Source organism: Bradyrhizobium sp. BR2003 (assembly GCF_009720285.1).
Lineage (GTDB): Bacteria > Pseudomonadota > Alphaproteobacteria > Rhizobiales > Xanthobacteraceae > Bradyrhizobium > Bradyrhizobium elkanii.
Genome location: NZ_SMYJ01000032.1, coordinates 40,683 through 53,499, shown reverse-complemented (window position 1 = coordinate 53,499; position 12,817 = coordinate 40,683). Strand labels below are relative to the sequence as shown.

At 64.6% G+C, this 12,817-nt stretch carries 11 protein-coding genes; 3 read left to right on the top strand and 8 right to left on the bottom strand.

All coding sequences use genetic code 11. The annotated features are described in order from the left end of the window. Nucleotides 1–64: 64 nt before the first annotated feature. From E2I15_RS26860 to E2I15_RS26850, 3 genes are read right to left on the bottom strand one after another with little or no spacing between them, the layout of a single operon-like run. Nucleotides 65–796, bottom strand: coding sequence for an ABC transporter ATP-binding protein (locus E2I15_RS26860; protein ID WP_137481071.1), 732 nt, complete (start codon nt 794–796; stop codon nt 65–67). Continuing rightward, nucleotides 793–2,562 (bottom strand): branched-chain amino acid ABC transporter ATP-binding protein/permease, encoded by a 1,770-nt coding sequence (locus E2I15_RS26855; RefSeq protein WP_137481072.1) that lies wholly within the window; start codon nt 2,560–2,562, stop codon nt 793–795. The genes E2I15_RS26860 and E2I15_RS26855 overlap by 4 nt, the downstream gene beginning before the upstream one ends. Nucleotides 2,563–2,566: 4 nt before the next feature. Next, nucleotides 2,567–3,607: a branched-chain amino acid ABC transporter permease gene (locus E2I15_RS26850; protein ID WP_170991658.1), complete on the bottom strand. Its 1,041-nt coding sequence runs from the start codon at nt 3,605–3,607 to the stop codon at nt 2,567–2,569. 180 nt (nt 3,608–3,787) lie between these two features. Here E2I15_RS26850 and E2I15_RS26845 point away from each other — a divergent pair, with 180 nt between their 5' ends. Further along, a complete protein-coding gene (locus tag E2I15_RS26845; RefSeq protein ID WP_016840940.1) occupies nt 3,788–4,306 on the top strand; it encodes a MarR family winged helix-turn-helix transcriptional regulator in 519 nt (172 codons plus the stop codon). An 89-nt stretch (nt 4,307–4,395) separates the two neighbouring features. On the opposite strand, the gene E2I15_RS26840 is transcribed toward E2I15_RS26845, so the two are convergent. Beyond that, nucleotides 4,396–4,881 (bottom strand): adenosine-specific kinase, encoded by a 486-nt coding sequence (locus E2I15_RS26840; RefSeq protein WP_137481073.1) that lies wholly within the window; start codon nt 4,879–4,881, stop codon nt 4,396–4,398. Nucleotides 4,882–5,203: 322 nt separating this feature from the next. On the opposite strand from E2I15_RS26840, the gene E2I15_RS26835 reads away from it, so the two are divergent. Then, a complete protein-coding gene (locus E2I15_RS26835) occupies nt 5,204–6,373 on the top strand; it encodes a saccharopine dehydrogenase family protein (RefSeq protein WP_137481074.1) in 1,170 nt (389 codons plus the stop codon). Between the two features lie 150 nt (nt 6,374–6,523). Here the strand turns inward: E2I15_RS26835 and E2I15_RS26830 are convergent, their stop codons facing one another. Then, nucleotides 6,524–7,237, bottom strand: a complete 714-nt coding sequence (locus E2I15_RS26830; RefSeq protein WP_246668218.1) for a phosphorylase family protein — start codon at nt 7,235–7,237, stop codon at nt 6,524–6,526. Nucleotides 7,238–7,463: 226 nt separating this feature from the next. Here E2I15_RS26830 and E2I15_RS26825 point away from each other — a divergent pair, with 226 nt between their 5' ends. Continuing rightward, the gene (locus E2I15_RS26825; RefSeq protein ID WP_137481148.1) at nt 7,464–8,693 is read left to right on the top strand and encodes a GNAT family N-acetyltransferase; all 1,230 of its coding nucleotides are present in this window, start codon (nt 7,464–7,466) and stop codon (nt 8,691–8,693) included. Here the strand turns inward: E2I15_RS26825 and E2I15_RS26820 are convergent. The 3 genes from E2I15_RS26820 to E2I15_RS26810 all read right to left on the bottom strand — a co-directional run bounded on the left by E2I15_RS26820 (nt 8,690) and on the right by E2I15_RS26810 (nt 12,719). Further along, nucleotides 8,690–9,973, bottom strand: coding sequence for a glycerate kinase type-2 family protein (locus tag E2I15_RS26820; RefSeq protein ID WP_137481075.1), 1,284 nt, complete (start codon nt 9,971–9,973; stop codon nt 8,690–8,692). The two genes, E2I15_RS26825 and E2I15_RS26820, sit on opposite strands and share 4 nt — an antisense overlap. A gap of 21 nt (nt 9,974–9,994) precedes the next feature. Then, complete coding sequence (locus E2I15_RS26815) at nt 9,995–11,221, bottom strand: ABC transporter substrate-binding protein (protein WP_502707197.1); 1,227 nt, start codon at nt 11,219–11,221, stop codon at nt 9,995–9,997. A gap of 271 nt (nt 11,222–11,492) precedes the next feature. After that, nucleotides 11,493–12,719, bottom strand: coding sequence for an ABC transporter substrate-binding protein (locus E2I15_RS26810; RefSeq protein ID WP_137481077.1), 1,227 nt, complete (start codon nt 12,717–12,719; stop codon nt 11,493–11,495). Nucleotides 12,720–12,817 lie beyond the last annotated feature (98 nt).

Here is a 12,817-nt window from a genome sequence, read left to right as displayed (position 1 = left end):
ATCGACGCGCATGTAATGCGCGGCGAGGTGGGGTGCCGGTCTCTCCGCGGAGGAGCTGCGCGTTCTAAATCGCGCTCTCGCCTTCGTGCTGGAAGCCGAGATAGCTCGCTGCGACGCCCTTGTTGGCGGCGATCTCCGTCGCGGGGCCAGCGAGCACGAACTCGCCGAGCTCCATGACATAGGCGCGGTCGGCGATCTGCAAAGCGGCCTGCGCATTCTGCTCGACCAGCAGCACCGAGACGCCGGCGGCGCGGAGCTCGCCGACGATGCGGAAGATGTCGGCGACGATGATCGGGGCGAGGCCGAGGCTCGGCTCGTCCAGCATCAAGAGCTTCGGCGCGCCCATCAGCGCGCGGCCCATCGCCAGCATCTGCTGCTCGCCGCCGGACAGCGTGCCGGCAAGCTGCTTGCGCCGCTCCTTGAGCCGCGGGAACAGCGTGTAGACCCGCTCCAGCGAGGCCGCCGCGACAGCCTTCGCAATCCGGAACGCGCCGAGCTCGAGATTGTCCTCGACATTCATGGTGCCGAACAGTTCGCGATGCTCGGGCACCAGGCTGAGGCCGTTGGCGACGCGATCCTCGATGTCGAGCGGCGCCATGTCGACGCCGGCGAACGTGGTGCGGCCCTTCAGCGGCAGCACGCCCATGATGGCGTTGAGCAGCGTGGTCTTGCCGGCGCCGTTGGCACCGATGATGGTGACGATCTCGTTCTGGGCGACGTCGAGCGAGACGCCGCGCACCGCCTCGACCTTGCCGTAGGATATGTGGACGTCGCTCACCGATAGCAGCGCACTCATGCGGCGGCTCCGAGATAGGCCTTGATCACGTCGGGGTTGCGCTTGATCGCGGCCGGCGTGCCCTCGGCGATCTTGGTGCCGAAATCCAGCACCACGATGCGGTCGGCGAGATCCATCACGAACCCCATGTCGTGTTCGACCAGGAGCACCGACATGCCGCCGTCGCGCAATTGCCGGAGCAGCGCGGCCAGCCGCTGCTTCTCCATGTGGCGCAGGCCGGCGGCCGGCTCGTCGAGCAGCAGCAGCATCGGATCGACGCACAGTGCGCGGGCGATCTCGACGATGCGTTGCTGTCCGAGCGACAGCGAGCCCGCGAGCTGGTCGATCTGGTCGGACAGGCCGACGCGCGCGATCTGACGCGCGGCTTCCGCCAGCAGCTTCGCCTCGTCAGCGCGGTCGAGCCGCAGCATGCTGGAGATCGCGCCGGAATTGCCACGCAGATGCGCGCCGATCGCGACGTTCTCCAGCACGGTCATGTCGGGCACCAGCTTGACGTGCTGGAAAGTCCTGGAAACGCCGAGCTTGACCACCTCCTGCGGCGGGGCGTTCTCGACTTCCTTGCCGAGCACGGAAATCTTGCCGCTGGTTGCGGTCAGGACGCCGGTGATCAAATTGAAGGTGGTGCTCTTGCCGGCGCCGTTCGGGCCGATCAGCGCGACGATCTCGCGGGCGTTGACGTCGAACGAGACGTCGTTGACCGCGAGCACGCCGCCGAACTGCTTGCGCGCCTTGTCGATGTGCAGAAGGATCGGCGACGTTCCGGGCGCCCGTTCGCGGTGCTCCAGCTTCACGGACGTGTCCGGAATCTTGCGGGCGGGCTTGAACGGCAGCCGCGACGTCAGCCAGGGCCAGACGCCCTGAGGCGCGAGCTGCAACAGCAGCACCAGCATGATGCCGAACACGATGGTCTCGAGCTGACTCTGGCCGCCGAAGATGTAGGGCAGGTAGCTCTGCAGCACCTCCTTGAGGATCACGACGATGCCGGCGCCGAGCACGCCGCCCCAGACGTAGCCGGCGCCGCCGACCACGGCGATGAACAGATACTCGATGCCGGCCTGCGCGCCGAACGGCGTCGGGTTGGCGGCGCGCTGGAAATGGGCATAGAGCCAGCCGGACAGGCCGGCCAGCACCGCGGCATAGATGAACACCAACAGCTTCGCGCGCGGCGTCTCCACGCCGAACGCTTCGGCCGCGACATGGCCGCGCCGCAAGGCGCGGATCGCGCGCCCGGTGCGGGAGTCCAGGAGGTTCATGGTGAGCAGCGCGGAGAGCAGTACCGCGACCCAGATCGCGTAGTAGATCGCATCCGGGCTCAGCATCCTGAACGAGCCGATCGACAGCGGCGGAATGCCGGAGATGCCGTCGTTGCGGCCGAGGAATTCGAGCTTGCTGAACAGATAGAACAGCCCGATGCCCCAGGCGATGGTGCCGAGCGGCAGATAATGACCCGACAACCGCACCGTGACGATGCCGAGCAGCACGGCCGCGATGCCGCTGACCAGGAGCGAAGCCGGCAGCGTCAGCCAGGGCGAAACGTCGTAGGCGGTGGTCAGCACCGCCGTGGTGTAGGCGCCGAAGCCGCAGAACGCGGCCTGGCCGAACGAGGTCAGGCCGCCGACGCCGGTGAGCAGCACGAGGCCCATCGCGACCAGCGCGGCGAGGCCGATATTGTCGAGCAGCACGATCCAGAACGGCGGGATGCCCGGGACAAGCGGAATCACCGCCATCACGAGCGCGAAGATGATGAGGGGGAGGCGCTGTGTCACGCGCTCAATCCTTCTCTTCTTCGACCTCTGGCGCCGCGAGCGAGCGCAACACGAGCACGGGGAGGATCAGCGTGAACACGATGACTTCCTTGAAATTGCTGGCGTAGAACGACGAGAAGGCCTCGACGATGCCAACCACGATGGCGGCGACCGCGGTCAGGGGATAGCTGACCAGGCCGCCGATGATGGCGGCGATGAAACCCTTCAGGCCGATCAGGAAGCCGGTGTCGTAATAGAGCGTGGTGATCGGCACGATCAGGATGCCGGAGATCGCGCCGATGACGGAGGCGAGCAGGAACGCGATCTGGCCGGACAGCGTGGTGCGGATGCCGACCAAGCGGGCGCCGAGGCGGTTGACCGCGGTGGCGCGCAGTGCCTTGCCGGTCTTGGTGTAGCCGAAGAACAGCCACAGGGCGACGATGAAGCCGATCGTCAGGCCGTAGACCGCAAGGCTCTGCCCGGTGAAGCGCAGCGGGCCGGCGGTCACCGCGGCATTCGATAGCGCAGGCGCGCGCAGGCCTTCGGCGCCGAAGAACACCAGGCCGAGGCCCTGCAGTGCCAGATGGCAGCCGACCGAGGCGATCAGCAACACCAGCACGGAGGTGTGCGCGATCGGCTGGAACGCGATGCGGTAGAGGAACAACCCGATCGCCGCCACGATCAGGAGCGCGAGCGCGATGTTGACGGCGATCGGCGTGCCGGGACCGACCAGCGCGTAAACCAGACCGAGCAGCGCGACGGGAAAGGCGATGTTGAGCGCGACCGAGCGGATCACCAGCCGCGCATGCAGCGCGTTGCGGGCGAAAAACAGGTCGAGGGCGAAGGCGACGAGGCCCATCGCGACGGCAAGGCGCGCCGTGCCGGGCACCTGGCCGGTCGCCAGCATGGCGTAGCTCAGCGCGCCGTAGGTGACGAATTCGCCCTGCGGGATCAGGATCACCCGCGTGACCGCGAACACCAGCACCAGGGCCAGCCCGAGCAGTGCGTAGATCGCGCCATTGGTGATGCCGTCCTGCAGCAGGAACAGCATGATCGTTGTGTTCAAGGCCGAGCGCTCCCCCTCAAGCGTCGGACCGTCGCAACCGGCTGTGCCGGTCAGGTCGGCCGATATCGGCTGTTGAAAGCTGCCGATATTTGATATAGTCCATAACAATTATCGGATATAATCTCAAGGTCCCCGCGCGTCGTGCGGGGATTCTTGTACCGGGATTGCGAGCCTGGAGCGATGACTGTTTCCAAGACCGCCACCGATGCCCTCCGTTCGTCGCGGGCCCTGCGCAGGGAACCGGCCGATCCTGCCGGGGACGACGGCATGCTGCAACTGGGCGAACTGTCCGGATTGCTCGGCTATTCGCTGAAGCGCGCGCAGCTCAGGGTATTCGAGGACTTCCTGCGCTGCGTCGCGCCGCTGCAGCTGACGCCGGCGCAGTTCTCGGTGCTGCTTCTGCTCGACAAGAATCCGGGCCGCAACCAGACCGAGATCGCCAACACGCTCGGCATCCTCAGGCCGAATTTCGTCGCGATGCTCGACGCGCTGGAGAGCCGCGACCTTTGCGCGCGGATGCGCTCCACCAACGACCGCCGTTCCCACATCCTGGTCTTGACCGACAAGGGCCGCGCCGTGCTGGCGCGCGCCAAGAAGCTGGTCGCCAACAAGCACGAGGCGCGGCTGATCGAGGTGCTCGGCCCCGCCAACCACGCCGCGCTGCTGGAGATGTTGGCGAAGCTCGCGCAGGAGTTTTGAGGCGGCGCGACGGCCCCTCCGCTCGCAATGACGCGTTGGGTTGATACATGTCCGGCATGCGGCGCCGCCAGGCGGCGAACCATCGCGGTCTAAAGCTTGTAGCCGATGTTCCGCAGCAGATCCTTCCGCCACGCAATGTCGGCGTCGGTTTCGACACCCAGCGGCGAGGCGCCATCCACCACGCCGAGCACGCCGCGCCCGAGCTCCGTCTGCGCGACGATCACCTGTGTTGGGTTGGCCGTCGAGCAATAGATGCGGCAGACCTCCGGCACTGCGCGCACCGCCGGCAGCACGTTGACGGGGAAGAACCCGTCGCCGAGGAAAATCAGGAAGGTGTGACCGGCGCCGATCGCCAATGCGTTGTCGCGTGCCAGGGCGAGCGAGGCGTCGTCGTTACCGGAGCAGCGCACCAACCGCTTGCCGGAGGCCTCGCAGAAAGCCACCCCGAAGCGGATGCGCGGAACCGCGCCCACCAGCGCTTCGTGAAGGTCTTCCACGGTCTTGATGAAATGCGACTGGCCGAAGATGAAGTTGGTCTCATCCGGCTTGACGATGGGCACCACGGTGAGTTCCATGGCTTCGCTCCTGCACGCGAACTCCCCAATCCATGGTAGGCCGTCGGAGGGCGTTTGCAAGCGGCCACAGGCGCTCAAATGTGCCGGCTGTCTGCTTCGGCTCACGCCGACCAGACCCAGCGTCTGTACTCACGACGGCTCTCAAGGGGGGACCGGAAATCGCCGGGAGCTTGCGCGCCGAAGGGCGGGCAATTGTGGTATCCTCCGTCAAGCGCGATGGCCCGTATGTTGCACGGCCCCTCGCAAAAGGCCGCGAAGCGTACCGAGCGTTGCTAACGAATCTGAAGGGAGCGCTTCCGGGGGCTCGAGGAGGATCAACGCCGTGAAGCGGGACTTCGACCTCATCGTCTATGGCGCGACGGGTTACACCGGGGGTCTCATCGCCGAATATTTGGCGACATCCTATCGCGGCGACGATGCTCCGTCCTGGGCAATTGCGGGACGCTCGACCGACAAACTCCAGAAAGTGCGTGCCGACATCGGCGCACCGGACGATTTGCCGTTGGTGAAGGCGGATGCCGCCGAGCCGGCCAGCCTGCGTTCGATGTGCGAGCGCGCGGCCGTGGTCGTCACCACGGTCGGGCCCTATCAGCTTCACGGTTCCGAGCTAGTGGCGGCATGCGCGGCCACCGGCACGGCCTATGTTGATCTTTGCGGCGAACCGGGCTGGATGCGGGGTATGATCGACGCCCATCACGAAGAGGCAAAACGGACCGGCGCGCGCATCGTCTTCTCCTGTGGCTTCGATTCCATCCCGTTCGATCTCGGTGTGCTCACGTTGCAGGAGAAGGCGCGCGAGAAATTCGGACGCCCGGCGCGGCGGGTGAAGGCCCGTCTACGCAAGGTGAGGGGTGGCATGTCTGGCGGCACCGCGGCGAGCGCTCAGGCGACGCTGGCGGCCGCGGCGCGCGACCCGGCCCTGATCCGGCTGCTGACCGATCCCTTCGCGTTGACGCCGGGCTTCACTGGGCCGTCTCAGCCGTCGGGCCTCGTCCCCGAATATGACACGAGCATGCACGCGTGGCTCGTGCCGTTCCCGATGGCGCCGATCAACACCAAGAACGTGCACCGCACGAACTTCCTGTTGGGCCATCCCTACGGCAGGGACTTCGTTTATGACGAGATGATGGTGGCGCCGGGACTTGGGGACATCGCGAGCGTGACGACGGAGACGTTCGCCACGGTGGTGTCCTTGTTCGGGACCGGCGGTCTCAAACGCGGCGCAGGCCCGACCCGGGAAGCGCGCGAGAGGGGCTTCTACGACATCTTCTTTCTGGGCGAGGTGCCGGATGGCGGACGGGTCGAAGCCGTTGTCACCGGCGACCGTGATCCGGGCTATGGCTCGACCAGCAAGATGATCGCCGAAAGCGCTCTCTGCGTCGTGCGCGACGTGCAGGGCGAGGGCGGCATCTGGACGCCGGGCGCGCTGATGGGGCCGGCCTTGCGCAACCGTCTAAAGGAGCGCGCCGGCCTCACCTTCAGTGCGCGTTGAGGTCGCGCAGTCGGCAGGTATAGCAGCCCGTTCGGCTAAAGAAGCGACTAGAGCATTTTCGGTTCTGATTGAATCAGAACCGAAGCTCTAGATTCTTGTTTTGACGCGTTTTCTTCACGCGAACCGGTGCCCACTTCGCTCGAAAACGCTCTAGACGGCGATCATACGATCTTCCGCTACGATACTTGAGCTTGGCTCCGGTTCATCTGCTTGCAAGGAAGGCAGCCCTAACCCAGGGCCAAGCAATTGACGGCAGCGAAGCAGCGCCGCAAATCCGAACAGTGCGTCGAGACCGGTCCGAAGCAGCATCGGTAACTCGCCCGGCTGTTTCATTGTCGCGCGGACCAGCGCGGCGAGATCGATCGTCCCGTTTGCACGCACTGCGGCCAGGGCGGCGGCAGGAAGCTGCCGACCGGCCGGATCCATGATCACGCGGACGGCAGTCATAGGGAGGCCGCGCGCTGCAGCGACACTCGCCGCCACATGGGATTCGTTATCGACCGCCAGCGCGCCTGTACTCATATGCAGCGAGCGCTTCGCTTCTGGATGCATGGCGACGGTGGTCACACCAGCAATAGGGCCATAAATCGAACCGGGGATGAGTCGAAGCAAGGCTTGCGACCAGTCCCGATCAGTGAAGAGCTGAATCGTTTCCGAAACGATCGTCGATGCTACGACGCATGCGCCTGCCGGGAGGTCGGGCGAAAGGCCGCCCGCGACGCCAAAGCTGATGAGACCGTAGCAATCCTCAGCAATTGCCGACGCGAGAGACTCCGCGAGCGTACTGCCATCGCCACTGCAGATCGCCTGCGTATGCAGGTCTGCAGCGATCCGCGCCTCAAATACAAGTCCCCGTGGCTCCAATCACCGCTGCCATGAGTCCGCTCCCCGGATGCCGCGCTGGACGGCGGGTGTCCGCACATGCGGGTCGTATCAGGAGTGTTCTGCTCCAACGCCAAATCGCAAATGACTAGCGAGTTAGTTTCTGACGGATATGTTAGCTGCTTTGTTTGGGCGCCGTGATAAATGCTGCCCTAGGGCCGGGATCCGTGGCGGGCGTGAGATCGTGCCGGAAGCTGCAACAGCGCACTTGACGAGCCAACTCGGCGACCTCACGGGACGCGAGCCGATGCAATGTCCGCCGCATCTCCAAGTCATTGTGCGGAGCGATTTGCAGCATTGTCCGCGCTGGCAGTTCGCCTTCGCGAGCGAGCGCAAGGATCATCGATACTATGAGTTGGTCGAGGATACCCTGCATCCCGAGTTCGATTACCGGTATTTCCTCATCAAGGATGCGGTTGACCAGGTTTGTGCTGTACAGCCATTCTTCCTGATGGACCTGGATTTGCTGGCCGGAGCGAGCCCGCGGTTTGGCGTACTCATCGACGCCATTCGCCGGATGTGGCCAGGTTTGATGCGCGCCCGTGCGCTCATGGTGGGGTGCGTCGCCGGGGAAGGTCATCTTGACGGGAACGAGGCCTGCCATCGGGGCTGCGCGGAACTGCTAGCCTCTACGATTGCAATACATGCTCGCAGGCTCGGGGCGCGGTGGATCGTGCTCAAGGAGTTTCCGGCGCGATACCGACCAATCCTCGACTGCCTGATCGCTCACGGCTTCACTCGCATCCCCAGCCTGCCCATGACCAGGCTTTGCATCGATTACGCCAATTTCGATGACTATACGAATCATGCGCTCAACAGCGCAACCCGTAAGAAACTTCGCAAGAAGTTTGAGGCGACGGCGCGGGCCTCCCCATCCGTCGAGATGAACGTCGTCAACGACGCGACGCCGGTGATCGCGCAGATCTATCCATTGTATTTCCAAGTCTATCAGCGTTCGAAACTGCACTTCGAGAGGCTGACGGAACAATACTTCTGCGACTTGGGGCGGCGGATGGGGGACAAGGTCCGCTTCTTCCTCTGGCGTCAGAACGAGCGGAGCGTCGCGTTTGCCGCATGCATGGTATACGGTGACGCGATTTATGCGGAGTACATAGGTCTCGACTACGATGTCGCCTTAGACCTGCACCTCTATCATTATGTGTTTCGCGACATGGTGAGCTGGGCAATCGCCAACGGGTGCAAATGGTTTCGCAGCAGCGGGCTGAACTATGATCCAAAGCTGCACCTGAGGCACTTGCTTGATCCGATCGACTTATACGTTCGGCACACCTCCGCGCCGATCAACTTAGTGTTGAAGCGCATTTTGCCGGTGCTCGAGCCGACGCGATATGACGAGACGCTTGCGAAGTTTCGTAACTATCAGGAGCTTTGGGCGCAGCCCGAGACTGGCCTTGGGTTCGTCGAGGACACGGCCTAATCCACCAGAATCACCCGCACGTCATTGACGTTGGTCAGTGTCGGCCCGGTCAGCAGCAAGTCCCCGGTCTGCGCGAAGAACCCTGTCGCATCGTTGTTCTCGAGATAGGCCTTCGGATCGAGGCCGATCGATTTCATCTTCGCGAATGTCGCCTGGTCGATCACGGCGCCGGCCGGGTCGGTGGCGCTGCCGGCGCCGCCGTCGGCACCGTCGGTATCGGCGGCCAGCGCCGAGACGTCGGGCGTATCCTTCAGCAGGCCGGCCAGCGCCAGCGCGTATTCCTGGTTGGGGCCGCCGCGACCATTGCCGCGCACCGTCACCGTGAGCTCGCCGCCGGAGATGATCGCAACCCGCTTGCCTTCGCTGCGCGCCTTCAGCGCAAGCCGCGCATGCTCGGCCGCGATCTCGCGGGCCTCGCCTTCGAGATCGGCGCCGAGCGCGATGGTCTCGTAGCCGGCGTCCTGCGCGACCTTCACGGCGGCGTCGATCGAGGCCTTCGGCTTTGCCAGCAGTTCGAATGTCGCCCGCGCGAAGGCGGCATCGCCGGGCTTGCAGCTTTCGTTCGCGGGGTCGTCGAGCGCGCGACGGACCGCGTCGTCGATCGAGAGATTGTATCTGGCGACCAGCGCGCGGGCATCCGCCAGCGTGGTCGGATCCGGCACCGTCGGCCCCGAGGCGATCGCGGATGGATCGTCATGCGGCACGTCCGATATCGCCAGCGTCACGATCTCGGCGGCGTGCTGGCCCGCGCGCGCCAGCCGTCCGCCCTTGATGCGCGAGAGATGCTTGCGCACGGTATTCATTTCGCCGATCGGCGCGCCGGAGCGCAGCAGCGCGCGGTTGACCTGCTGCTTCTGCGCGAAGGTCACGCCCTCGACCGGCGCGATCCAGTTCGCCGAACCGCCGCCGGTCAGCAGCACCAGCAGGAGATCGTCCGGGGTCGCTGTCGCGGCGAGCTGCAGCGTGTCGTCCGCCGCCCTGAGCCCGGCCTCGTCGGGCACGGGATGACCGGCCTCGACGACCTTGATGCGGCGGGTCGGCACGCCGTGGCCGTGGCGGGTGGTGGCGATGCCGACCAGCCGCGCCGGATCAAGCTCCAACGCGTCGAGATAATGCCGCTCGGCCGCCGCGGCCATCGCCGCGGCGCCCTTGCCTGCGCAGAGGCAGATCACGCGGCCCTTCGGCACCGGCCGCAGCCGCGACGCCAGCACGACGTCGGGATGCGCAGCCGCCACCGCGGCATCGAAGATCGAACGCAGGAAGGGACGACGGTCGGTCATGGCTGTGCCTTTGTAAGACGGTTAGTGTCCGCCGACTTCGCCGCTGATGACGTCGCCGAACAATTGCCAGCGCTCGCCCTTGAACTGCATCAGCTGCAATTGCTCGATCGGCTGGAAGTCGGCAGGCCCGGTCGACAGCGTCACGCCGGGCAGCAGGCCGCCCTGCGCGAATTGCTTCAGGCTCGCCGCCTGCTTCATCACATTGGCGCGGGTGAGGTCGTCGCCGCAGCGGCGCAGCACCTCGACCATCGTGGTCGCCATGTTGTAGCCGGTCATCGCCGAGGCATCGACGCGGTTGGTGTCGGGCATGTATTTGGCGAGCAGTTCGTCGAACGCCTTCATACCGGCGTCATCCTTCCATTGCGGATCGCTGGCGTCCTTGGCGTAGGCGGCCGAGATCACGCCCTGCGCATTGTCGAGGCCGGCCGGACGCATCACGGTCGCGGTGGAGGCCGAGACGTTGGAGACGATGGTCACCGGTTTCCAGTTCATCTCGCCGAGTTTCTTGATCGCCTGCGCGCCGAATTTCGGCGTGGTGAAGAAGACGATGACGTCGGGATTGGAGGATTTCAGCCGCACCACATGGGAATCGATCGTCGGCTCGGCGACCTCATAGCTCTCCTTGGCGACGACGCGCGCCGGATCGCTGGCGAAGCCGTCTTCCAGGCCCTTGAGGTAGTCCTTGCCCATGTCGTCGTTCTGGTAGAGCACCGCGACCTTGGCGGCGGGTTTTTCCTTGAGCAGATATTTCGCGTAGATCCGCGACTCGCTCTGGTAGCTGGGCAGCCAGCCCATGGTCCACGGGAAGGCCTTCGGATCGTTCCACTTGGTCGCGCCGGTGGCGACGAACAGCTGCGGCACCTTCTTGGCGTTGAGATATTTCTGGATCGCGGTGTTGGAGGCGGTGCCGAGCGTGCCGAACAGGAACAGCACCTCGTCGCTCTCGACCAGCTTGCGAGCCTGCTCGACGGCCTTCGGCGGCGAGTAGGCGTCGTCATAGGAGACGAAAGCGATCTTGCGCCCGTTGATGCCGCCGTCGTCGTTGACCTTCCTGAACACCGCGGCCATCGCCTTGCCGACCACGCCATAGGCCGACGCCGGGCCGCTATAGGGCACGATGTTGCCGATCTTGATCTCGGTGTCGCTCGCACCGGTGTCGTACTTCTTCTGCGCCCATGCGGCATTGCCGGTCGCGGCGGCGACGGCGAGGCCGAGCAGGGCGGTTGCGACACGGCGTCGGATCGGCATCGGCATTTCCCGAAATCTCCTTGTTGTTGCCGCCGCGCAAGGGCGCCGGTTTCTTGTCGGGGTCATGTCGGTTTACCTAGCGTATTGCCGGGCAAAGTGTAAGCAGGCATTGCCCGGGCCGGCCTGCGAGCAGGGCCGTGGCTTTAAATTCCGGTTTCTGACGCGTTTTCTTCGCACGAACCGATACCCGCTTCGCCCGAAAACGCGCCAACAAAAAGCCCCCTGCGACGGTATCGCAGGGGGCCATTCCCGGTCGAGGGGCGGCGGGAAATCAGCCGCCGACGTCGGCGCTGATGACGTCGCCGAACAGTTCCCATTTTTCGCCCTTGAACTTCATCAGCTGCAGCTGGCTGATCGGCGCGAAATCGTTTGCCGCGGTGTTGATCTTGACGCCAGGCAGCAGCACCTCGGTGCGGAAGTCCTTCAGACTTGCGGCCTGCTTCATGATGTTCTCGCGGGTCAGGTTGTCGCCGCACTGCTTCAGCACCTGGACCAGCGTCTGCGCCACGCCGAAGCCGACCACGGTGCCGCCGTCGAGCCTATCGCCTTCAGGGAAGTCCTTGGCCATGAAGGCGTAGAACTCCTTCATGCCGGGGTCATTGTCCCATTGCTTGTCGGAAGCGTCCTTCAGGTAGGCGGCGGAGATGATGTCCTGCGCGTTCTCGAAGCCGGCCGGCTTGATCACGCTGCCGACCGAGGCCGACACGTTGTTGAGGAAGTGGGTCGGCTTCCAGCCGATCTCGGCGACCTTCTTGATCGCCTGGGCCGCGAATTTCGGCGTCGCGATGTCGATGAAGACGTCGGCGTTGCTCGCCTTCAGCTTGACGATGTTGCTGTCGATGGTCGGCTGCGAAGTCTCGAAGCTTTCTTCGGCGACGATCATGCCGGCGGCCTTCTGGCCGAGCCCGTCTTTCAGGCCCTTCAGATAGTCCTTGCCGTAATCGTCATTCTGGTAGAGCACGGCGATCTTGGCGTTCGGCATGTTCTTCAGGATGTACTTGGCGTAGATCTGAGTCTCGCTCTGGTAGTTGGGCTGCCAGCCCATGGTCCAGGGAAAGTCCTTCGGGTCGTTCCACTTGGTGGCGCCGGTGGCGACGAACAGCTGCGGCACCTTCTTGGAGTTCATGTATTTCTGGATCGCCGAGTTCGACGGCGTGCCGAGCGAGTTGAAGATCAGCAGCACTTCGTCGCTCTCGACCAGCTTGCGGGCCTGTTCGACGGCCTTCGGCGGCGAGTAGGCGTCATCGTAGGAGATGAAGTTGATCTTGCGGCCATTGATGCCGCCGGCGTCGTTGATCTTCTTGAAATAGGCGGCCTCGGTGCGGCCGATGATGCCATAGGCGGACGCGGGGCCGCTGTAGGGCATGATGTTGCCGATCTTGATCTCGGTGTCGCTGGCGCCGCTGTCGTACTTCTTCTGGGCAAGCGCAGCGCTGCCGGATGTCGCGACGAGCGCGAGCGCGGCCCCGAGGACCGCAAGTTTTCTTGTAGCGGACATCTATGTCTCTCTCCCTGTTTGTCAGACGCATGTGTCTCGGCCCTCTTGCTCGGAGAGCTCTTTTGTTTGGCTGCAGTGATTATCATCTTAGGCGGTTC